Consider the following 26,033-nt stretch of genomic DNA (forward strand, 5'->3'; position numbering starts at 1 on the left):
TTTCTATGACCGATAAAACGACTTGGCTATTGCAACATCCGTACGCGGAGTTTGTTCTGGGATTGAAAGCAGCATGGGAGGATGATTGGTCTTCTGATGAATCGTCTTTTGACGCTTTCAATAATCTGTTTGCTCAAACCTGTGTGTGCCATATGCAGGGTAATGAGTTAAATAGTGCTCAGGCGTTTCAGGCATTTATTCAGTCTGTCAGGCTGAATACTGCCAATTTAAAACTGATCCCAGAAAGCGTGATTGTTCAGGATGATATTCTGCATCTTTTTCACCGTTGGAAAGCGGATCGCTGGCATGATGAGGTGATTTCCGGTGGCGAATATTCGAACTTTTGTCAGATCGCAATACGCATCAGTGACGGCAAAATCGTTGAATTATGGCAACAGTCACAGGACTTTCTTTTTCTGCTTGGTACGCCGCTTTCTGAAGAATGTCTGTCTTACCCGGCCTGGCAACAACGTGTGCTGATTAACGAAAATGGGAGGCTGCATACCGCCTGTGATGAACAGTCTGTACGAATGGGTGAACGGGCTAAACAGCTTGTTGATTGTGTCTTTAGTCAGGATCCGTTACGCCAAATTAACAGCCTGCTGCACCCGGAGCTGGTATTTCATAATGGCGATATCACTGGTCATGGAATTGCTGAATGGAAAAGTTTTATTTACGCATTACGGACGGCGATAGGAAAGGAGGGAGTCACGCTATTTGATGAGTTATTTATTCGCGACAAAAATACCTTAACGTTATTTGTCCGAATGGAATTAACTCAAGCGTCTCCCTTTGTTTTATCCCGCCTGAATGGCATGTTTTGTGTATTAAAGCTGGAGATGGATGAACACCGCATTACGAAAATTCAAACGTATCCTGAAAATTATCTGTTTTTCTTAGGCATTGATTTTCCTCAGCATGAAACGCGTCTTAAGCAGCTTTTTCGTGGAAATCGGCTGCCATTAGAGACAAAACCTCAGCTGAAACACGACGCAGAGATAAAAATTCCGTCGTCCCCCAAATCTGTTCAGGATGAGCAAGTGGTTATTGTTGGGATTGCAGGGCGTTTTCCGCAGGCAGATTCTGTGGGGCAATTCTGGAAAAACCTGCTGGAAGGAAAATCGGGTTTTTCCGCTTTTCCGGAGGATCGCCCGTGGTTATCGGCGGGAACTCTCATTCGTTCCGCCGGATTTATTAATGATATTTTCCGGTTTGATGAACAGTACTTCCAAATCCCGCCCGCCGTCGCTCAGTACATGGACCCTCAGCATCGTTTGCTGCTGGAAGTCATTATTCAAAGTATTGAAGACAGCGGTCATGCGAATCAGGACATGAGCGGCGATCGTACCGCGCTGTTTGTTTCGGCCTTAGCGAATGATTATGAAAAGCTGTTGAGAGACAAGGATGTAGAAACAAACTTCTATTATTGGGCCGGTAATGAACCGGCCATGTCATCGGGCAGGATAGCCCGATTTCTTGATATTCAAGGCCCGACCCAATTTATTAATACCGAATGCACGGGAGGCGCAACGGCATTGCTTGGCGCCTGTGATTTGATTCGCTCAGGGCAGGTGGATCAGGCCATTGTCAGTGCAAGCAGTCTTTTCCTGCATCCTTACGGCTTTATTGCGCGTGAGGATGGCATTCTGTCGCCAGCGGCGGCACCTGAATTGTTTAGCAAGCGAAGCAAGGGGCAACTCAGGGGAGAAGCGGTTGTCTCGGTGGTCGTTAAATCGTTGTCGAAAGCGCAACAAGATGGGGATGATATCTATGCCATTATTGCCGGCGGCGCGGCAAATAATAGCGGAAGGACATTTTCCCTCATCTCAGCCAATGTTGAACAACAGGCTAAAACCATCAGCAAAGCCTGGAAAAATGCGGGAGTATCGGCAGATGATTTCTCCGTTGTTGAATGTAACGCATCAGGTGTCAGAGCAGGCGATTTCACAGAAATCACTGCCCTGAAAAAAGTTTTCCTGCCCGATCAGCATATTCATTTATCCACGGTAAAAGGCGCTATCGGACATACCGAGGCGGTTTCCGGCCTGGTGGCACTGGTGAAGGTTCTGCTGCAATTGCGTTATCAGACCATTATCGGCACTCAGGGACTCAGCGAGATTGATGACAGTTTAGGCATCGATGGGTCGGGGCTTTATTTCAATCATCACCATAAAAAATGGGAATCCACCACGCGGGAAGGGGACACGTTACCCAAAATTGCCGGCATTAATTCATTTGCCGGCGGTGGGTATAACACTCATATTGTGGTTAAGGAGTTTCTCGGGCAAAAGAACACCGATATGAATCAAACAATAATGCCAAAAACAGAAATATCGGTGTTAATCCCGCTGTCATCGCACTCGGAAGCCTCATTACGTGACCATATCGTGCAGATAAAATGTTATTTACAGGAACAGGATTTACAGAAACAACCTGTTGATTTAGCGCGTTTGGCATTCACGTTGCAGTCCCGTGAGGCACGGCAATATCGAGTCATCTTGGGGGCTTCCCATTTATCTGAGCTGATATCACAGCTGGACAGCATACTTAATGGCGATATTGGTATTCAGAATGTCGAGGAACCTCAGCAGGTGGAGACATTAAGATCGGCATTACCTTCCTCACCCTCCTTCCTGATGGATGGAATGACGACGGAATTGATGCTGCGTTGGTTAAGGGGTGAGGAACCCGACTGGTCATGTTTATGGGAAAATAAATATCCGGTTCGCCTATCCGGTTTGCCGGTTCGTGCATTTTTAGGCGCTATCCATCACCCACCATTTTCCATTGATAAATCGGCTCCGCTATCAAATGACGCACTGAAATCCTATCAATTCCGGGTTAGTGCGGCTGAGCCTTATTTGCGTGAACATGTGGTCAATGGGCAAATGATGCTTCCGGGGGTGGTTCATCTTGAGTTTGTACGGCATGCCGCCATGTTATTGCTGTCAGACCGCGCCGCAACAAAACCGTTGAGTTTACGTAACGTAGGTTGGGCGAAGCCGGCTATCAAGGTAGAAGCAGAAAGCGCATTAACGTTGATGGTGAATATTCAACCCGAGACGTCACCGGCAGAAGAAAACGCTTTTCGTTTTGATATTGCTTTTGATAGCGCTTTAGGAACAGAAACGCATGAAGAAGCCGATAACAGTTATCTGGATTCATTGACCGTTGGCAGTATCGGTTTTTCGTCATTGCAACAAAGCCCTTCTCTGGATATAGAACAGTGTCAGCGATCCTGTCAGGAACGTCGGTTAACCGCCGAACAATGCTACAGCGTGCTTGAGCTGCTTGGCATTCAGATCGGCAAGAAACATCGGGCTATTCAGGAAATCGCAATAGGGAAAAACAGTCACGGAAACACTGTTGCACTCGCGAAGCTGGCATTTATAGCCGATAACACCCCGGTTTACGAGTTCGCCCATCAATCGATACCGTTCAAACCAACACCGTTCACGCTCTGTCCTGCCATGATGGATGGCGCGCTACAGGCGGCTTATTTGGGGTTACTAACACCAGAAGATCTCAAACAGAGGGCTGTCACACCAATTCCTTTTGCCATTGATGAAATCCGGGTTATTCGGCCGGTTAAAGGTGAAGCCTGGGCATGGGTAACAGGCGCTGCTTCGTCTATCAGGAAGAGAGATATCGTCATCTGTGACAACAAGGGGGATGTTTGTGTTGAGATTAAAGGATTTTCAACCCGGGAACAGCAGGCATCTGTAACACCTCCTGCCGTGGTACAGGCTGACGTTTTGCAAATAGAGCATGCGCAAAATCAGCCAGTACTCGAAACCCTAATCGGACAGATAAAAGCGATAATAGGTAAAGAATTAGGCATAGCCCCCACACAGTTGCGGGCTACTGAACCTTTGGATAAATATGGCATTGATTCAGCGATTGCCATACAACTGGTTGCGGTATTGGAAAAAACATTTGGTTCGCTGCCTAAGACCTTATTTTATGAGTACAAATGTATTGCCGATCTCGCTCGGTATCTGGCTCAAACGGTCACACATTATGCAGATCAATCCCTTCTTTCTTTAGATCAGAAAAAAGAATCTCACGCTGCCAATCAAGGGCAGAATACCTCTGATCATCGGCTGAACATTGCTATCATCGGGATAAGTGCAAAATACCCGCAATCAGAGAATATCGCCCAAATTTGGGACAACCTGAAACAGGGTAAGCGCTGTATTAGCGAGGTTCCTCAGAATCGCTGGGATTGGCAGCGTTATTATCATGGAGACAGTCAACATACGCACCTCAGCAAATGGGGCGGTTTTCTGGACGGCGTTGATGAATTTGATTTTGCGTTTTTCGATATCTCTGAAAGTGAAGCCGCGACAATGGATCCACAGGAACGATTATTCTTGCAGGAAGCGTGGAAAGCGATTGAAGATGCCGGCTACACTCCTGAGACACTGGCTGATGACAGGAAGAGCGAAAAAAATGGCATAAACGCGGTCGGGGTTTATGCCGGTTCAATGTACAGCGAGTATCAACTACATGACGTGACATCCGATGAACTGAAACAACCGGTTGGATTAGTCGGCAGTCAGGCCAGTATTGCTAATTGGCTTTCTTACTTCATGAATTTTCACGGACCCAGCATGACGCTAGATGCCATGTGTACCTCTTCTATGGTTGCGATGCAACTTGCGTGTCAAGATCTGAAACAAAGGCGTACCCACGCCGCTATCGTCGGCGGCGTTAATCTGACGCTTCATCCCAATAAATATTTAACCCTTAGCCGCCGAAAAATGCTGTCTTCATCGCCTGAACTTAACAGTTTTGGTGAAGGCAGTAGTGGTTATATCCCGGGAGAAGGGATTGGTGTTCTGGTACTAAAACGGTTAGAGGATGCTTTGAATGAAGGTGCGCACATTTATGGTGTGATTCAGGGCTGCGTGGTGAATCAAAATGGCCGATCAAATGGATTTGGTGCTCCAGACCCGAAAGCCCAGCAGAGGGTGATTGAGCAGGCCATGACTGAAGCAAAGGTTAATGCAGATGAAATCAGTTACGTCGAAGCACACAGTACAGGCACGCGATATGGCGATCTGATTGAAGTTGGCGCATTAACAAAAGTCTTTCAAAAACGCGCAGATAATCATCACTCTGTATGTCTGATGGGTTCGGGAAAGCCGAATTTCGGTCATTGTGAAGCGGCGGCAGGGGTGGGCAGTGTGATTAAAGTTCTGCTCCAAATGCAACATAAGGCGATTGCTCCAACACTTTATGGTGAAAGGCTTAATTCCGATATTATTTTCGAACAGACACCTTTCTGCGTAAATTCAACGTTAATGGAATGGAAACAGCCCCACAGGGAAGGGGTGAACATGCCAAGAATCGCCGGCATTTCTTGTTTTGGCGCTGGCGGAACCAATGCACATCTTATTCTGGAAGAGAGCAAACAGTCTAAGCGGCCAGAAATCGAGATAAATCTCCCCTGCGCTATTCTTCTTTCGGCGAAAACCGTTAGTGCATTGCAAGAACGCGTGAAACAGCTGTATGACTTTTTATCGCGCTATCAATCTGAGAACAGCGGTAACGAAACTGAGCTTGTACTGGCGCGTTTGGCGTTTACCTTACAGGTTGGTAGGGAAAATATGCCAGTACGTGCAGGCTTTCTGGTTCAAAGTCTGGAAGATTTATGCCAGCAGCTTAAACAGTGTGAGTGCAATAATGAAAACATCATCACGCTCAGCAATACCGATCAGTTTGAAGAAAGCGTGTGGCAAGAGAAGATTAATGGCTGGTTGGCGGAAAATAACCATCGCGAGTTACTCAATATCTGGCACAAAGGCGCAAATGTCAAATGGCATCGACTGTATCGGAATCGACTGCCTGAACGTATAAGCCTGCCAACTTACCCATTTGAACGTCATAAAATCGAATTAAAGGCGATTGAAACCGTACCGTTATTGTCGACTATGCCGACCAGCGTACAGGCAGCCGCCCATTTATCCGGTGAGGATGGATTTGCTTTTCTTTCCAATCGGACGATGGCGTTTCAGGAAAAAGCTGAGAGATTTGTTATCAGGACACTGGAAAATATTATCGGTCATGAAGTCCCGTCGGCGAATACGCCCTTTTCAGCCCTGCATCTGACATCACTGCATATCGTCCGTTTTCTGGATTTTTGGCAGGTTGTTTTCGGGGTATCTCTCCCATTTACGATTTTTTATGAACAACGAAATGTAAGAGCACTGGTTGGTGATTTGATGACCTGTGAGCGACTGACAGAAGAACAACTGTTCGCCGCGGCAGCGCTTTTGCTCCCTTCAGCAAAAGAAAGTGCAGCGCAAACCTTCCCACTTTCTGAACTGCAAGAGTCATTTGTGATTGGACGGGCACTCTCTACGTACGGTCAACGTGTGGGCAGCACACTCTATTTTGAACTGCATATCGCACAAGCCATCCCCCTTCAACACATCGAATCAGCCTGGAATCATTTAGTTGATCACCATGAGGCACTGCATACGGTTGTTAACAATGATTTTCAGCAACAGGTGCTGGAAGATTATGCCTATTATTCCTTCTCAGTCACTGAGTTATCGGAATATTCAGATTCAGAAAAAGCCGATTATCTGACAAACAGCCGGGCAACGTTGAATTGTAAGGTGTTTGACTTAGCGTGTTGGCCGTATTTCGACATCAACGCATTGATATTGGATGCGGAACATATCGTTGTGCAAATTGCACTGGATGAAGTGATCGCCGATGCCGCCAGTGTCTTTTTGTTGGTCGAACAGTTACGTCATCTGTCAGAAGATCCTGATTATCCATTGCCGGCAACCTATTCTTTGAAGAAATACCTCACCTTAGTTGAGCAGATCCGCACCGGTGAGTATTTTCAACAGAGCATGCAGTATTGGGTTGATAAATTAGGGAATATCCCGCCCGGACCGGATCTGAAACATCTTCCGGCGCAATACCCTGTACCACAGACGGTGCATTGTTTAAGTGCGGAACTGGCTCCCGAATGGTGGTCAGCCATAAAAACTCAGGCCAATATGTTGTCCTGTTCAACCGGCGCGGTGTTGCTGACTATTTTTTGTGAAGTGCTTCATCAGGTGACGGAACAGGCACGTTTTAGTCTCAATCTGACAAACTTCAATCGGTTAGCCATCAATCCGCAGATCAGCGGGCTGGTGGGATTGCTCGCCAATAGCAATATTTTTGTTTCGGAATGGGAATCGGAAAACACGTTTCAGTCCCGGGTCATTGCCTGTCAGCAACAGCTGGATAGGGATGCCAGTCATAGCTTTGTCGGGGCGGTTAATGTACTCAGAAAGTTGCGACAGAATCCGGCTAAACGTGCAGACATACGCTTGCCGGTGGTTTTTACGAATTTAATCTCTGCTGCATTTCAACAACCCAATCCTGAGGGGGGGTGGTCTGTTCAACACATGATGAATACAACGCCTCAAGTGGCGCTGGATCATCATGTCTTCGAAGTTAACGGACGGTTGGTCTACCGTTGGTATGTCGCCCATGCGGTACTGGAACAAGGTTCGGTCGTTGCTTTGTTTGATGCTTATCGTCAAAAACTGATTGCCCGGGCGCAGTCTATTTCAGAACAAGCGAGTTCAGAACCCGCTGTTTCAGACGGGCAGCAAGGGCACAGTTTAGAGAGAGAAAAAGAGAAAGCGCAGAACGCCTCTTTTCCCCTGCTTGGTATTCAAAAAGCTTTATATGCGGGGCAAATGATGCCCGTAAAACTGGGCGGGAAAACCTGTTGCTGCCATCTTGAGTTTGATATTGATGTGCTCGATATCTCTCGGTTAACCCGCTCCTGGCATGAGATTGTTGCTTATCATCCGGTGCTGAGAACGCGTTATCTGGCTTCATTGCATCAGGACGTGCGGGATAACGTACCGGATTATCCTATCCTGACCGACAATGTAATCGGGACAGAAGAAGCATTTCATCAGCGATGTCATGCAATACGTAATGAAATGTTGCTGACGCGTTATCCTGCGGGGGAATATCCCGGATATCGCATTCGGGTGTGTACGCTTGAAGGGCAGAAAAATCGCCTGTTTGTCAATTTTGATTTTGTTCTGATTGATGGAAAAAGTATTTTTCTGATACTTAATCAATGGTTTAATGCCTATAAATCAGAAACCTATCGATTGCCGACACAGAACATCACCTTTCAGGATGTCGTCCTGCATTATAAGCATCAGCAGAAGATCTCAGGCTGCGTAACGGCGAGGGATTACTGGCATGATAAATTCTCCCGGATGCAGCAGGGGCTTAATGGATTAACGCCATTCGCTCATCAGGCATCACTTCCCGCACCACTGACGCAGGTCTTGCCTTATTACCGCAGGATACAGGCGTTGGCTGAAAAGCTGGGTGTTTCTGTTGACAGTATCCTGCTGGCGGCTTTCGGTTTAACGCTTTTAAACTGGAACCGATTAAAAACCGGTAAGCATGAACCTATTACCATCGCGGTGGTTTCCTGGGACAGATATGCTGGCGTGCCTGAAACCACCACCGGAGTATTTACCCGTCTTAGCTGGGTCAGTTTTTCTGAGACCGATCCAACCCCAGAACCGCTTATTTACCGGGTTCAGGCGCAACTGGATAGTGATCGGCATCATGATTCTGTCGATGAGTTGGAAATGGCCGCGCATTATCCTGATTTACATTTCCCGATTGTTTACACCTGCCTGCTGGCTTACGGCAAGGATTTCCCTGAACCCGCATACAGCGTTTCCCAAACACCGGGGGTTGTCCTGGACAATATTCCCACCGTACTCAATACTTCCTCCCTCCGCCTCCAGTGGGACATACTGGAATGTGGCCGGAATGAATTTTCCGCTGTCTTTCAACAATATTGTTCCTGTCTCAAAAAATGGTTTTTTACGGATGAAATGCTCAATTTTGGGCATCAGGGGAAAGACCTTGCTGACTATGATGTGCAGAACTCTGTAACCGTGGACGAATGCCATCATGATGAGGAGAAACAGGGGAACTTCTATGGGCGGAAAATGTAATGTTAGCGATCTCAATGAATTCATTGAGATATTAATGGTTGAGCATTCGGTTGATTTCAGTCATGACCTGTTTGATCAAGGAATGACATCGAAATCAATCATGCAGGTGCTGATTCGTATTCGGGAACGTTTTGACGTTGATCTTAACCTTGATGAGTTTTTACGTACCCCCACAATGGCGCGCCTGCGCCATTTAATTAGCAGGCAGATTGAAAACAAGCAGCAGGATATCGGGGAGCCTGTCAGAGCAGGCGGCACTCTACAGCGGCTTGAGCAACTGATGAAAGGCAAGGCGTTCAAACCAAATCAGGATTTGTTTGAACATGGCTTTAATTCGCTGAATGTCATGGAGCTGGTTTTGGCCGTGAAGAAACAGTTTGATGTTGATATTGAACTGGAGACGTTACTGTCAAAGCCCACGTTAGAGACGCTGGCAGTGTTGATTGATCAACAGTGCGATCAACAACCTGTTTTGCCGGTGGCGGCTGAAGAAAAAGAACTGTCTGTACTGTCATCGTTATCAGAAAAACAGGCATTCAAAGAAAAACAATTCAACATCCGTCACTTGGACAGCAATTTTGACACGGTTCGTGCCAAAACACTCTCACCTGAGCAGTTCCAGCAGCACTATAACGCTCGCCGCACTTTCAGAGTATTTGATGATGCGCCCATGCCAAAAGACAGTGTCTTGGGCTGGTTGAGCGCACTCAACGCCATGCTGATTGATGGCAGAGATCGATATCTCTATCCATCGGCAGGCGGAACCTACAGTGTTCAGATTTATGTCGAGATAAAACCCGGCAGAGTCGGTGGATTTTCAACCGGCTTTTATTACTATAATCCGGTTGAACACAAGTTGGATAAAATTTCATCGGATGAATTGCCTCATAACAGCCATTTTTACTATAACCGCCCCTATTACGACAATGCGCATTGTTGCTTATATTTTGTGGTGGAGTACGACGGGATTCGCCCTCTGTATAAAGAGAAAAGTGACTTTTTTGCAGCGATTGAAATCGGTGCCATTATCCAGCTGCTTGCACAAAAGCAGGCGTACTACCCGATTGGTTCCTGCCCGTTATCCGGCGTTGATGAAACCGCGTTAGCCGGCGTACTGAAGCTCAAGGCGAGCCAGCGAACACTGCTAGGTATGGCTTTCGGGCTGGTGGAGAAAACGCAGTTTCAGGAACCTGAGATCAACAGTTCTGAGGCGCAGGGGCAGGATATTGCCATTATTGGTGTACAGGGGAAATACCCTGATGCGCCGGATATCGAAACATTCTGGCAAAACCTCAACGATCAGAAAAATTGTTTCTCCCGAGTACCTGATGACCGTTGGGGAACACAGGAACGTTTTGAACATTGGGGAGGATTCGCGCATTCGATTACGAATTTTGATGCTGATTTTTTTGGCATTTCAGCGACAGAACGGGAACGGATCTCAGCTCAGGAAGCCTGTTTTTTAACGAGTGTTTACGAGCTGTTGGACAGTGCCGGATACAACGGCGAAAATTTGCAGCATCTGGGGCCGCGTGTAGGCGTCTTCACCGGCGTGATGTGGAATGAACCTGCCGGTTCAGCCGAGGAAACTGGGATACTTGCGGAGTCAGTCAGTCGCTCTACCTTCTCATCCATCGTGAACCGGGTATCCTGGTTTTTCAATTGGACAGGGCCAAGTTTGGCCGTAGATACGAGTTGTTCGTCTTCATTAACGTCGATCTATCTTGCCTGTCAGGCGATTGCGCAGGGTGACTGCGATGTGGCGGTGGCAGGTGGTATCAATCTTTTTGCCCACGCTACCCATTTTACGGATCTCAAACGATTTAACATGATTTCCGAACGTTGCGATGCTCAGGTATTTGGCGAGGATGCGGCTGGAATTATTCCGGGAGAGGGGGTTGGCGTTGTGCTGTTAAAACCGCTTTCTCAGGCGGAAGCCGACAACGATCATATTTGGGGAGTAATCAAAGGCGGCGGCATTGCCCATAGCGGCAGAGTATCGGGCTATGGTGTTCCTTCAACAAAACAGCAGAGTGAACTGCTCAAAAGTACACTACAGAAAACAGGCTATGATGCAGACGCTGTCGATTATATCGAAGCCGCGGCGGCCGGCACAGTATTCGGTGATGCTTCAGAAATTCGCGCGATACAGACCGCCTTTGCAGAGCGCCATTCTCCGCTGTTTGTCGGCACGCTAAAGCCGAATATCGGGCATCTTGAATCCGCCTCTGGAATATCACAAGTAACAAAAGTACTGCTGCAAATGAAGCACGGGTATTTATTGCCCGTTATGCCTTATAACACCCTGAGTCCGTTGATAAAATTGGATGACAGCCCAGTAAGTATTGTGGCTGAACCACGTCAATGGCAGGGAACCCGACAACAGCCCAAACTGGCGATGGTGAATAGCTTTGGCAGTACTGGCTCATATGCCAATCTGCTGCTGCAAAGCTATCATCCGTCAGCGCAATGTTTGCAGAAGAGCGCGAATATCAGCCTGCCAGAATTGTTTGTTCTGTCAGCGAAATCACCGGATGGACTGCAACGCTATGCGGAACGCTGGGTGCATTTTTTTGAATCGGCATTGAAAGATAACAGGGAAATACCACTGCAACACTTATTTGCTGTGGTCCAGTCAGGACGGGAACACTTTAATCAGCGTTTAGCCATTCCCGCCAGCTCAGTATCCGCTCTGCTCACAAAGCTGAAACAATGGCTTGCAGATGGTGCCGGAGCCGGTATTTATCAGGGGCGCGTTGCGGGTTCTGACACCGCAGGGCAAGAGAGTTTGGTCTTCAATGCCGAGCAGAATCACGAGATTGCGGAAGTCTGGGTAAAAGGCCAATGGCAGAACTGGCAGCATTTTCACAGGGATGAACCGCTTCCCAAAATGCCACTACCTGTTTATCCGCTTTATCAATCGCAGCAGGATTTATCCCCTATGAATACGCAACCGCGTGAGTCTGCGATTAGCCATCGCCTGCCAGTGGACAGTCTTTCACCCGCACAGGCCGCCGATGAACGTTCGCTCAGTATAAAAGAACTTTTGCTTTCTCTGATTGCTCGCATCCTGCAACAGCCTTTAGAGCAAATTGATAGCAGCATGAGCCTGTTTGCATTGGGAATGTCATCATCTCAGGCGGTCAAATTCGTGCGGATGGTGGAATCACATACGGGCATGAATCTTCCGATTGCGATCCTGCTGGAGAAAAATTCAGTGATTGAACTATCGGATTATCTGACAGAACAATATGGTGAAAAACAGCATGCCAAAATAAAGGGGAATGACAGCGCGACATCCGAACTTCAAAAAATTATTCAGACCGTACAGGCTCAGGCGATAAATACTTTTACTTCTGCCAAGCAGGCAAGAAAACCGGAAACCTATCCGCTATCCGAAGGTCAGAAAGGATTATGGGTTCTCCATAAACACGCGCCTCAAAATAGTGCCTACAACTGTCCGGTCTGTTTTCGGGTCAATGGCCGGATAGATCCGCAATTATTTCAACAGGCGTTGAATTTACTGGTTAAACGCTATCCCATACTGGCAACCACTGTGTTCGAAGAGGAAGGGCTTCCCTATTTATTCAATAACCCCCAAAGTGCATTAAGGGTGAATGTTGAAACAGCACTGTCATTGACGGAGAAGGAACTTGAAGCCTATCTGTTGGAAAAGATAAACCAGCCTTTTGATTTTGATAACGATGCCTTATTACGGGTCAATTTGCTGTATCTGTCTGAAAAAGAAACCATCATTTTATTGTGTGCACACCATATTGTTGTGGATGCCATGTCTGTTAATCCAATGGTTTCTGCATTATTCAGCTTTTATCACCAATTATCAATGAATCAGCCACCTGTTGTGGAAGCAGGAAAAGACAATTGGTATGACTTTGTGATGCACGAGCAGGTGCTTTTGCAAAGTGACGAAGGAAAACGTCGGTTAGATTATTGGAAGAAGACACTGGCGGGCGCGCCTGTTTCCACCAAATTACTGGCGGACAGCTCATACCTGAATGTTGAGAAATATAAAGGTGAAACACTGACACGGACGTTATCCACCCATTTCTCCACAAAATTAAAAGCCTTCGCCGACACGCATTCTGTTTACTTGTCATCCGTTTTTTTAAGCCTGTTTCAGTTAGTGATCCATCGTTTTACCCGACAGGACGATATCGTCATTGGTATGCCGACGGATGCCAGAACGGAAGAACATCAGCGGGAAAAGGTGGGTTACTATGTTTATCCTATCCCTGTTCGCAGCCAGCTCTCGCAGGATATCGGCTATCTGGAATATCTGAGAACGTTACAACAGACCGTATTGGATGGTTTAGCCCATGCCTTACCTTTTCCTGTCGTGGTAAGAACCTTAAATCTGTCTCAGAGCATGGATGATTCCCCTCTGTTTCAGATGGCTTTTGTCTATCAACAGGCCATGCCGCAAAAGGAATCTCAGGCTTTAGGCAAGCTGATATTGGCAGAATATTTAACCCAATATTCTCAGACCGGGGAATATGAGTTTATGTTGGAAGTCGTTGAAGCGGCAGAAACCTTCACATTAAACATCAAATACAACCCTTCTTTATATCACCAATCCACCGCACTGAGTGTGATTGAACACTTAACACGGTTATTGCAGGAAGTCGTTGAACAGCCTGAACGGAAACTGATTGATTTTCCACTGGTGGATCAAAAAGAGTCTGTTCAAATCCTTAAGGAATGGAACCGTACCGCCGTCAATTTGGGGGAGGCGTGCTGCGTTCATGAACTGTTTGAACAACAGGCAGCAAAAACGCCGGAAGCCGTGGCCGTGGTATTTGAAGATCTCACCCTAACCTATCAGGCACTTAATGCGAAAGCAAACCAACTGGCGTACTGCTTGCAGAAACTTGGCGTTCAAGCGGGAACACGGGTCGGTATCTGCCTGGAGCGTTCCGTGGAAATGATTGTGGGTTTATTGGGCATCTTAAAAGCCGGTGGGGCTTATGTGCCGCTTGAACCTAGCTATCCTGCCCAGCGGCTGGCTTATATCCTGAAAGATTCGGGGGTTCCCGTTGTATTAACGCAGAAGCATCACCAATCGATTTTTACCCATTTCGACGGGAAGCTGTTGTTTTTAAATGCCCAGCGCACCGAGTTGCATTCTCACCATGTTTTGCCGAATCCTGTGGGGAACACGCCGGATAACCTTTGTTATGTCTTGTATACATCAGGTTCGACAGGCACGCCTAAAGGATGCATGTTACCGCATTCCGCTATCGTCAATCGGCTTCGCTGGATGCAGGATAAATATCGGCTGAATGTCACGGATAACGTCCTGCAAAAAACACCCTATAGCTTTGATGTCTCGGTATGGGAGTTTTTCTGGCCATTGATGGCAGGAGCAACATTAGTCTTTGCCATTCCGGAAGGCCATAAAGATCCTGATTATCTTATCCGGTTGATTGGTGAACAGCAGATCACCACCTGCCATTTTGTTCCTTCCATGCTGAATGTTTTCATCAACACGCGTGGCAGCGAGAAATGTGTTTCATTAGCGCGTATTTTTACCAGCGGAGAAGCGTTGCCGTATAGCGTCCTGGAGCGCGTCAACCAAAAATTGCAGGTCAAACTCCATAATCTCTATGGACCAACTGAAGCCGCCATTGATGTCAGTTATTGGGAAGCCGAAAAACGGGAAGATAAAAAAACGCTGATAGGCAAACCCATTGCCAATACGCAACTTTATATCGTCGATGATCGCATGAATCTTTTACCGGTTGGCGCGCCGGGAGAGTTATTAATTGGCGGTGCTGGTCTGGCAAAAGGGTATTTAAATTTACCGGAACTGACGGAGAAGTGTTTCATTCCTCACCCGTTCTCCTGTGATCCGACAGAGAAAGTCTACCGCACAGGCGACCTTGCCAGATGGTCAGTGGATGGCAATATTGAATTTTTGGGCAGGATTGACACTCAGGTCAAGGTCAGAGGATTCCGTATTGAATTAGGTGAGATTGAAGAATGCCTGAAAAGCTGTGATGGCGTTAAAGCTTGCGCCGTTCTTTTAAAGGAAGATGCGTACGTCGGTAATTTCATTAGCGCTTATGTGGTGTTGCACCAAAACATGACGCTCTCTATCAAGGAACTGAATGCTTTTCTGAAACAGCGCGTACCTGATTTTATGGTTCCCGCGCAAATGAATATATTGGATGAATTGCCAGTCACAAGTAATGGAAAACTCGACAGAAAAGCACTGTCTGCATTAGAGACAACTCCACTATCCGATAAAGCGTTTGTGGAACCCTCTTCTGCCATTGAGCAACAACTGGCGGATATCTGGAAAGAGGTACTCAATCGGAAGCAAATTGGTATTAACGATAATTTCTTTGAAATAGGAGGGCACTCGTTAACCGCAATCACACTTTTGTCCCGCATTCAGGATCTCTTTCCTGAAAATAAACTGTCTTTAATCCCGTTTTATCAGGCACCCACGATCACAGGCATGATCCCCTATTTATCCGGTACGGGAAGCGCAGAAGCTGAAAACGCTGAAAAGGGGTTTTTGTCGTTGCTGCATCGCAGTCAGGAAGAGAATCAGATAACGCTGGTTTGTGTGCCTTATGCGGGCGCGGCGGCTACGGTCTATCAGCCATTGGCGCAGGCATTAGCGAAAAAGAACGCCGGCTATTCAGTCTATGGCGTCACTGTCCCCGGTAATGCATTTGGCAGCAGGTATGAAGAAACTGGCATGGACTACAACATGCTCGCTGAATTATGTGCCAGAGAGATAGTGGAACACGTTCCAGGGAAAGTCGCCATTTATGGTCATTGCGTTGGCAGTTATCTGGCACTGGAAATTACCCGAAGACTGGAATTAAAGGGAAAACCTGCAGAATTTTTAGTGACGGCGGCGGCATTCCCGTTACCCCGAATTGTTCGCTATCTGCCTTTCAATGACCGATGGAAACATAAAAGCGATGGTTCCTTATTACAGCTACTCAAAAAATGGGGCATTCCCGCTGATGGGAAGTTGGAGGATTCTGTTGCCCGCTTTTTAGTTTTTCGTTTCAGGAAAGATGCAAAGTTGGCCTATCAATACGAGAAACAACGGGGCAATTGGCGGATAACAACGCCGTTGGTGAATTTAGTGAGTAAACAAGATCCTTTAACCAAAAAATACGCCTCTCAGTATCTGAAATGGAAACAGTGTGCTCATGACGTCAGTTTGATCACATTAGACGAGGGTCATCACTATTTCATTACTACCTATCCAGAACGGGTAGCCGATGTGATTGAGCAGCTCACACTCAACGCCAACGTCCTGTAGCTGCGGATCATTGGCAAAACGTAAGAAGGAATCGATATGAAATTACAGAACAAGATACTGGTTCGATTTTGCTGGTCATGGATCGCGCTGGTGTGTGTGGGAACGATCATCCACGGCATCTATCGAACCTGGTGGATTGCAGAAGGGGTAAGCGGCAATCTACAGCCTAACCTGTTAAACCCGAATCAGGTGAATGATATGGGGTATATAAAACATCACCTTATGTCCTATATGCATCTGGTTACCGGTATTGTGCTCTATATCTTAGGGCCTCTTCAGTTTGTTGATCGCATCAGACGAAAATGGCCAAAAGTCCATAAATGGTCAGGATATTGCTTCTTCACCACCATTATGGTGGTGGGAATAACCGGGATTTTAATGGGAATTCTGTTTCCCGTCGGTGGGACATCAGAAACGTCTTCATCGATTTTATTTTCTCTGGTCATGATCTTCTGTGTCTTAAGATCTATCGCAATGATTTTAAAGAGGAGGGTCGAGCTTCATCGCCAGTGGATGATCCGCAGTTATATGATTTCACTGGGCCCCGCCACAATGCATGCCCTTATTCCGCTGTTTATACAGATCGGTGGAAAAGACATTGGTGAAGCGCTGTCGTTGTCGCTGTGGATTGGATTCACGATCCATCTCATTTTGGCTGAGGTTTGGATCCACAACTCACGGCCGCCAGAAAAGGGACAATCTGCCGAATCGAAAAAACAGAAGGCTGCGGTTGCCATTCTGACCCCGACATCTCAGGAAAGATACGAAATTACACTTTAGGTCGTTGTTATTAGGTGATTGTTATCACTGTGGGCAGATTGCTTACAGGGAAAGCAAGATGTTTTTGTGTGGCGATTTATTAACCTTTGCGTTTATATAAGGACAGCGCATGAAATCTTCTAACTGGGTAGATAACGTTGCATCAGGTTATGCACGTTGGGTGGTAAGAAGGCGTTATCTCAATCTTATTTTGGTCTGTATTGCTGTGTTTTTTACCTTCAAGGGCATGGAAAACTTGGCATTTACCAGTAGTTATAAAGTTTTTTTTAGCCGGGAAAACCCATTTTTGAATGCGTATGAGTCAATGCAGAAGACTTATAGTAATGGTGATAGTGCGTTGATTGTACTGGCACCAAAGGATGGCAATGTTTTCAGTAAACAGTTTCTTTCTATAGTTGAAAAGTTAACAGAAGATGCCTGGCAAGTTCCAAATGCGTATCGTGTTGACTCTATAACTAATTTTCAGGTCACTAAAGCAGATGATGACAATCTGGAAATCAGGAAACTGGTTCCTGATGCGGCAAAGTTAACAAAACATGACTTGGTGGAGATCAAAAAGACAGCGTTGGATGAGCCTTTGTTAGTCAAACGCATCATTTCTGACAATGGTGATGTGACCGCAGTAAATGTGTCAGTACGCTTGCCCGATGGAGACGACAAAATTGTTGCTGAAGTCGCAGAGTACGTGCGTCAACTGAAAAACCAGTACACACAAATGTATCCGGATATTGATATCCACCTAACGGGTGTGGCAATGATGTCAAATGCCTTTCCTGAAATCAGCATTAAGGAAATGTCAACAACAATACCTATTGTATTTCTGATTGTACTTATTCTGACTTTTATGGTGCTGAGATCGTTTAGTGCAACTTTTGCTGTATGTTTGGTGATTATTTTTTCCATCATTGCGGCATTGGGTGCAGCCGGATACATAGGCATAAAACTGACTCAGGTTTCCGCCAATGTGCCGATCATTGTCATGACGCTGGCGGTTGTTGACAGTATTCACATTTTAGTGACTGTGATTCACCGTATGAAGCAGGGGGATAGCAAACATGACGCAATCAGGGAAAGTTTGCGGGTTAATCTCTCTCCGGTTGTGATTACCAGTGTGACCACTGCTGTTGGATTTTTAGGTCTGAACTTGAGTGATGCGCCACCTTTTCATGATTTGGGTAATATGACGGCAATAGGTATGGGAGCCGCACTGTTTTATGCCTTATTTTTACTGCCTTCACTGATTGCTGTTTTACCTGTCAGAGTGAAACCTGGTATCCAGAAAACGCAGTTCTCCATTGCATTTCTGGCGAATTGGATTATCGATAACAGGCGAAAACTACAGTTTGGTACAGTGGCGTTCGGGCTTGTCATGCTGGCCTTTATACCTAGACTGACGGTTGATGAAAACTTTGTTAAAAACTTTGCCAAAGGACTTGAAATCAGGGATGACTCTGACTTTACCCAAGATCATTTAACGGGACTTTTCAATATGGAGTTTTCGTTAGGAGCAGGGAAAGAAGGTGGAATCAATGAGCCTGAATATATGGCAAAAGTGGATGAGTTTGCGAATTGGTCACGTGCTCAACCGGGTGTTATGAATGTCAATGTGATCACTGACACCGTGAAACGCATCAACCGAAGTATGAATGGGGATAATGCCGCTTACTATAAGTTACCGACAGACAGAGAGGCCATTGCTCAGTACCTCTTGCTTTATGAAATGTCTCTTCCTTTGGGGCTGGATCTTAACGACCAGATTGATGTCAGACGTTCCGCAACCAAAATGACGGTAACTTTCTCTGATTTAAGTACCTTTGAAATGCAAAGGACAAAAGAGGCTCATGAAAAATGGCTGATCAATAATGCGCCTTCATCCATGCATACTCATGCTGCCAGCGCATCTTTAATGTACACCTACCTGATGAACACCAATATTAAAGGGCTATTAGTGGGTACCGTGATCTCGTTTCTGATTATTACGCTCTGTTTAGGCATTGTTTTTCGTAGTGCGAAATATGCATTGATTAGCATGCTGCCGAATATATTGCCCATTTTTATGGCCTTCGGCTTATGGAGCATTATTGACGGGGTGGTGGGGCTTGCAGCGGCAACCATCGCAACCATGACGTTAGGTATTGTTGTCGATGACACGGTTTACTTTGTTTACAAATACCTTCGCGCACGTCGTGAACACAATATGTCGCCAGAGGACGCCGTACGCTATGCCTTCTCAACGGTGGGTACTGCTCTGCTATCAACCAGCATCATTTTTATCTGTGGTTTCGGCTCGATGGTGCACTCAGATTTCTTAATGAATGCCCAAATGGGGATTTTTACCGTGATGACGGTGATTTTTGCCCTCTTGCTTGATTTCTTTTTATTGCCAACGTTGTTAATAGCAATAGACAGTAAGAAAAATAGACCTTCCGTTCCTGATGAACCCCTGATGATAAAAATATAACGATATGGCGTTGTTGGTATTAAACGAATAATTAGAATGTTTTTAGGAGAACATATAATGAAAAAATGCGTTGTCGGAATAAAAGGATTATCGTTGGTCTCTCTATTTATTTTAGGTTTATTCAGTTTCCCTACATTAGCTTCGGAAGAACGGGGGGAAAAAATTCTTCAAGAGGCTATCGCCAGAGATAACGGTTTCGGTGATACGATCACTGATCTTAAAATGACGCTACTGAATGCAGAAGGTCAGGAAAGTTATCGTTATTTAAAGATTAATACGCTGGAAGTGACAGGGGATGGAGACAAATTATTAACTTTTTTTGAGCAGCCCAGAGATATAAAAGGAACCGCTTTATTGGCCTTTACACATTTAGATCGGGATGATGAGCAATGGATATATTTGCCGGCGTCACGACGGGTAAAACGTATTTCTTCCAGCAATAAATCAGGATCTTTTATGGGAAGTGAGTTTGCCTATGAAGATTTGGCTTCTGAAGAGATAGAGAAATACAAAATGTACAATTATCTGGGGGAAAAACCGTGTGGACAACAATCCTGCTTTATTGTTGAGAGAAAACCCGTTGATAAAGAATCAGGCTATGTCCGGCAAATCGTGTGGATAGACAAAGAGTTCTACCGGTTTATCAGAATTGATTATTACGACCGCCGTAATGCGCTATTGAAAACAAGAACATTCGACGACTATCAACTTTATATGGATAAGTATTGGCGTTCTTTAAACATTACGATGAAGAATCATCAATCGAACAAAATAACGAAATTATCTGTGAGAAATATCCAATTTCAGGCTGGCTTAACCGATCGGGATTTTGATATTGCTGCCTTGAAGAGAACGAGATAGTGCCCGGAGGTATATTTTGATGCAGTCAATAATAAGGACAAAGGGGCGCGTTATTTCACAGCTGATCAGTGCGTTGGCCGTGTTCATTTGTTGGAATGTATCCGCCGGAAAACTCGATGTCTCTGTCGGATGGGAACAGCGGGTTTTCTTTGAGAAGGGCTTATCAGATAAGCAGGAAAGGGAAAGCCATTCCTTTCAGGTCGGAGGCAAATACTTTACAGAATGGGATGACGGTAAACAGCACGTCGTTATGGATGCACTGTATCGAAAAGACTCCAGCAGCAATAACCGAGAACCTTTTGAGCCACGAGATTTATATTGGGGGTATATCCATAATTCGTGGGAACTTTATGCGGGTTTCAGAAAAGTATTTTGGGGCGTGACAGAATTTAGTCACCCGGTAGATATCATTAATCAGTCAGATTTGGTCGATGATCCTTTTGGAAATGAAAAACTTGGTCAGCCAATGATTAATTTAACCAAAGTAAATGACTGGGGTATTTTTGATCTGTTTCTGCTTACCGGATTCAGAGAGAGAACGTTTCCCGGTCACAAAGCAAGGTTACGTGCCGAATTAGATGTTGACACGCGCAATACCGTTTATCAGTATGCGAATAAAAAATCAAAGCTGGACTTTGCTGTACGCAGCCATCATACATTCGGTAATGTTGATTTAGGATTATCCTACTTTAATGGCACTGAACGTACACCGGAGTTTGTTTTAAATAACCATCATCAATTGGTTCCCTATTATGGGCAAATTCAGCAGATTGGATTGGAATACCAATGGAACATTAATAATTTGATTGTTAAATGGGAAGGGGCTTATCGGCAAAAAGATCCTCATTTTTCGAGAAGCCCTAAAACATCATTTTTAGTTTATTCGGGTGGTTTGGAATATACCCATTATGGAGTTTTGGGAAGCAGTGCTAATTTGACTTTTTTTCTGGAGTATATGAAAGACACCCGTAATAAATTTTCAGATACGCCTTTTGAAAATGATATTTTTGCCGGTGTTCAATTTTCTGCCAATGATGAACAGGACTCAGTTTTGTTTTTAGGTGTAACTCAGGATATGCGTTACGGTTCCAGGGCATGGATATTTAATGGTAGTCGCCGATTGGGAGATAATTTCAAATTGTCATTGAATGGCGCTATTTTTGAAAATTTAGATTCTGAAGAGCTGTTATATGGCTTCCGTAATGAAAGTTATATTGGAATGAAATTCATCTATTTCTTTGGTATCTAAATAGCGTTTCAAAATGATAGGAGTATTCCTTACTCCGCGCGGGGTAAGGAACGCCAATATCTGATACTCTCAGTATTATGAAAACCTATTTAGCATTCATTAAAAGGTTAAAAATGGATAAAGAAAATTTTCTGAATATGTCTGAAAGACATCAACAGAAAGTATTATCACAATTACTTGGTTTAAGTTCTTCCCAGAATGATTCTGAGGATCTGGATGAGCGATTAACCCAGCATGATTTGGATAATATTTCACTGATTTCATGGTTTGAATCAATCGTTGAACACCATGATGAAAAAACAGCATTGGTATTAAATCAGGAGAGAATGAGTTACGGTGAGCTGAATAGGAGAGCAAATCAAGTTGCCCATTATTTAATTAAAAAAGCACCGGAAAGCAAATGTATAGGTATCTTTTTAGAACCCTCCTTTGATATGGTGATCAGTATTATAGGGATATTAAAAGCGGGTTACGCCTATTTGCCAGTGGATATTAATAATGCCGGTGAGAGAATAAAATCCATTCTTAATGATGCAAAACCGGATATTGTCATCACAAAATGTTTATATCTGAAAATGTTATCCGGCTTTTCAGTTGAGACTTTTTGTTTTGATCGTGATTATCCGGCACTTTTACCTTCATGGGCAGTAAATCCAAAGAAAGAAGTTAAAAGTACACAATGGGCTTATGTTATTTATACCTCAGGTTCAACGGGAGAACCCAAAGGCGTACCAATCGCACATTACAATGTAATTCATCTATTTCGTGCGGCAGAAGAACGGTTTGATTTTTCTGATAAAGATGTCTGGAGCTGTTTTCACTCGATAGCATTTGATTTCTCCGTTTGGGAAATTTGGGGTGCACTTTTGAAAGGAGGAACGCTGGTATTGGTGCCTTATAATATCAGTCGGAATCCGCCAAAATTTTATGAGTTATTGGTACGTGAAAAAGTCACGGTATTAAATCAAACACCAACGGCATTTAGGTTACTGATTCAAACTGATGATTATATGTCAAACAGAACAGAACCTCTTAGCCTGCGATACGTTATCTTTGGTGGAGAAATGTTGAATGTATCGAGCCTCCGTCAATGGACAGATAAGTATGGTTATGAACAACCTGCATTAATTAATATGTATGGTATTACCGAAACTACAGTGCATGTGACTTTTCATCAGATTAAACCCGATGATTTGGTCAGTAATATCAGTCCGATTGGTTTGCCTTTACCAGGTGTGATCATCCATTTATTAAATGAAGCCGGTCAACCAGTACAAGAAAATCAAGCTGGAGAAATGTATATTGCAGGTTTAGGTGTTGCCAATGGCTATTTAAATCGGCCAAAGTTAAGTCGCCAGAGATTCATTCCTAATACCTTTGATAAATCATCTTTAAATTTATATCGCACTGGTGACCTTGCTCGATATAAGGGAAATGGGGAGTTATATTATCTGGGGCGTATCGATAATCAGATTCAAATTAGAGGTTTTCGGGTTGAATTGGGTGAAATTGAGTCCGCAATGCGAAAATTAAGTTTTGTAAAAGATGCTATTGCCACAACCTATCGACAGGACTCTAATGACTTAAAAATTGTTGTGTTATATCAATCTAACACCGCTGATAATATTCAGCATAAAGAGATCAGACAGTTATTAAAAAAATACCTTCCTGATTATATGCTGCCTGATTTTACAGCAAACGTTGTGGAATTTCCGATGAATAAAAACGGAAAATTGGACTTAAATCAGATTGGATGGGGTAAAGATGACATAAATGACAATAGTGTAATTTAAACTTATAGTGATTATATCAATCAGATATTACATTAAGATTATCCCTGTTCTATTTTCATCATCAATTTATAGAGTGGAGTAATTAATTGCGGTTTTTGCTGGCCTCTAATAAAATAAATTTTGATATCTGTAAAAATAGAACATGGGGGAGTAAAAATGATTGGTTATATCACATTGGGTACGAATGATTTTTCCCGTGCAGCCGCATTCTACGATGAGCTGCTTGCCGAATTCGGTGCCCAGCGTGTCATGGAAACACCGGCTTTTATCGCCTGGGGCCCGAATTTTAACATGACGAATTTGTGCATTATTAAGCCCTTTGATGGCAATCCGGCAACGGTGAGTAATGGGGGAATGATCGCGCTCAATATTGATAGTCAGGAGAAGGTTGATAAAGTGTATAACAAAGCAATTGCTCTTGGAGCAACGGATGCAGGAAAACCGGGACCTCGTGGCGAGCATGGTTTTTATGCCGCCTATTTTAGAGATCTCGACGGTAATAAATTGAATGTCTTCTGTATGTTACAGGGATAATCTCTCTTACTAAGATGCACACAGGCAACTATAATAAAGTTGCCTGAGATAATTAACTTAAAAATAATCAATTATTATTTATCCTTAGTCATCATAATTGAAATATATTAAGGTACTCCCCAATATACTGTTTTAATGGCTAAGTTAAGTTTATTAGGAAGAAAGAAATCTTTAATAAATATCAGAGATAATTGTATATACCAATCTAACTTCAAGATGCGTGTGATTTCTCCCCGCAAAGCGGGGAGAAATCAGGTTTCATAGCGTGTTGTAAATTGCAACTTGAAGTTTAATGCGTATAGATAAATAGTGATAACGATATAAATAATCTAAATGTGGCGTGCATTTTAAATGCCAAATTAATTTTATTTATTGGGTGTGGCTCTGTTTATTAAAAAAGAGAGGCGAATAATTACAGTTACAAGCGCTGGCTGGGTTTCTATATGTTTTCAATAATGGTTTATTTATGAATGAATGGCCTTGGGTCTTTCATTCCATTTAACATTAAATGGAATTTATTGATATGAATGAAAAAAATAATACGCTCATTGACACATTGGTCAATGAGGGGGCGTCGGTTGTTCCTTCTTCAGCTGAAGATATTTTATTTAGATTGCTCTATCAGTTAATTATTATTTTTATTGTTACACGACTCTTTGTTTGGATTAGCCGCTCTTTTTTAGGGCAAACCGCCGTTGCAGGAGAAATATTAGCAGGTCTGGTTTTAGGACCAAGTGTGGCGGGCGCATTCTTTCCGGAACTGATGGGAAGTATTTTTCCAAAAGAAAGTTCAACGATTTTTATCGGTATTGCCCAGATTGGACTCATTTTATTGATGTTTGAAATAGGGCTTGAATTTGAATTCGGAGAGAAACTAAAGAAGAGTCGATTTTCGGTCGCTGTAATAAGCATTGCGGGTATTATTTTGCCTTTTACGGTGGGTTTCTTTTCTGCTGAATGGATATGGAACTCGATTGCAGCGTCTCGTCCCGATAAAACAGCTTTCCAATTATTTTTTGCTTTAGCACTATCGATTACGGCTATTCCCGTGCTGGGAAGGATTTTTATGGAGTTGGGATTGGCCCACACGCGAACAGCCGCTTTAATCATCGGAGCCGCCGCAATTGATGATATCATCGGCTGGATATTGTTGGGCGCTATACTGACGCTCTTTGTCTCCAATTATCAGTTTGATCAATTTATGTTTAACATGTTTGGCATAGTTATTTATATCATACTGATATTTTTGATTGTCAGACCACTTCTGCGTCGTTGGCTTTCTTCGAGGTTAAAAAAAGAAAAGCGGCTCAGTCATCCCGTTATGGCTTACATGATCATTGTTCTGTTTTTATCTGCTTCTGTAACAAGTTACCTTGGGATCTTTGCTCTAATCGGTAGCTTTGTTATTGGTATCATATTACATGACAATAGAGAGTTTGTTGTACGTTGGAAAGAAAGCATTGGTAGCTTGGTACATGTATTTTTTCTCCCTATATTTTTTACGTACACAGGACTTCGTACAGACATTGGTAGCCTGAACGGTTCCGATGAATGGATGATATGTCTATTGGTCTGTTTAGTGGCATTTGCGACAAAGTTTGGCGGAACCTATATTGCCAGTAGATTATTAGGTGAAAATCGTCGTATTGCAGCAACTATTGGTGTTTCAATGAACACAAGAGCGCTTATGGAACTTATTGTTCTCAATATTGGTTATGATTTGGGAATTTTACCGCCTAATATTTTTACCATGCTCGTTATTATGGCTATTTTGAGTACGTTTATTACAACGCCTCTGATCCGTTGGTTTATGGGGGAGACAAAAAGTATAAGGAATTAAGCTGTGATTATTTAATTTCAGGTCTAAATAGTTTTTAAAAATGGTAGGGGAATCAAAGAATCTATGGTTCCCCTCCTCTTTGCAATATTTATTCTTCCATATGAAAGGTTAAAACCACCGACTTTAGTCGGTCAGCTTTAGCTGCAATACTGTGTTGTACTGGAGGTGCAACATGGATTACAGATACGGCAGTCACAC

At 44.1% G+C, this 26,033-nt stretch carries 9 protein-coding genes; all 9 read left to right on the forward strand.

What is annotated here, in order from left to right; all coding sequences use genetic code 11:
- Positions 1-5: 5 nt before the first annotated feature.
- Positions 6-9,011, forward strand: coding sequence for a beta-ketoacyl synthase N-terminal-like domain-containing protein (locus IQ211_RS05070; protein WP_189759018.1), 9,006 nt, complete (start codon positions 6-8; stop codon positions 9,009-9,011).
- Positions 8,995-16,317 carry a non-ribosomal peptide synthetase gene (locus IQ211_RS05075; RefSeq protein ID WP_189759017.1) on the forward strand — a complete coding sequence of 2,441 codons (7,323 nt, stop codon included), beginning with the start codon at positions 8,995-8,997 and terminating at the stop codon, positions 16,315-16,317. Before IQ211_RS05070 ends, IQ211_RS05075 begins: the two co-directional genes overlap by 17 nt.
- Before the next feature lie 36 nt (positions 16,318-16,353).
- Positions 16,354-17,097 (forward strand): DUF2306 domain-containing protein, encoded by a 744-nt coding sequence (locus IQ211_RS05080; RefSeq protein ID WP_189759016.1) that lies wholly within the window; start codon positions 16,354-16,356, stop codon positions 17,095-17,097.
- A gap of 109 nt (positions 17,098-17,206) precedes the next feature.
- Positions 17,207-19,558, forward strand: a complete 2,352-nt coding sequence (locus IQ211_RS05085; protein ID WP_189759015.1) for an efflux RND transporter permease subunit — start codon at positions 17,207-17,209, stop codon at positions 19,556-19,558.
- A 57-nt stretch (positions 19,559-19,615) separates the two neighbouring features.
- Entirely contained in the window at positions 19,616-20,419 is an 804-nt protein-coding gene (locus IQ211_RS05090) for an outer membrane lipoprotein-sorting protein (protein WP_189759014.1), read from the forward strand.
- 19 nt (positions 20,420-20,438) lie between these two features.
- The gene (locus tag IQ211_RS05095; RefSeq protein WP_189759013.1) at positions 20,439-21,668 is read left to right on the forward strand and encodes a hypothetical protein; all 1,230 of its coding nucleotides are present in this window, start codon (positions 20,439-20,441) and stop codon (positions 21,666-21,668) included.
- Between the two features lie 113 nt (positions 21,669-21,781).
- On the forward strand, positions 21,782-23,461 hold the full coding sequence (locus IQ211_RS05100; RefSeq protein WP_189759012.1) for an amino acid adenylation domain-containing protein: 1,680 nt from the start codon (positions 21,782-21,784) through the stop codon (positions 23,459-23,461).
- Positions 23,462-23,617: 156 nt separating this feature from the next.
- Positions 23,618-23,995 carry a VOC family protein gene (locus IQ211_RS05105; protein WP_189759011.1) on the forward strand — a complete coding sequence of 126 codons (378 nt, stop codon included), beginning with the start codon at positions 23,618-23,620 and terminating at the stop codon, positions 23,993-23,995.
- A gap of 523 nt (positions 23,996-24,518) precedes the next feature.
- A complete protein-coding gene (locus IQ211_RS05110) occupies positions 24,519-25,835 on the forward strand; it encodes a cation:proton antiporter (RefSeq protein WP_189759010.1) in 1,317 nt (438 codons plus the stop codon).
- Positions 25,836-26,033: the final 198 nt, after the last annotated feature.

This window comes from Xenorhabdus griffiniae (assembly GCF_015163655.1).
Taxonomy (GTDB): Bacteria; Pseudomonadota; Gammaproteobacteria; order Enterobacterales; family Enterobacteriaceae; genus Xenorhabdus; species Xenorhabdus griffiniae.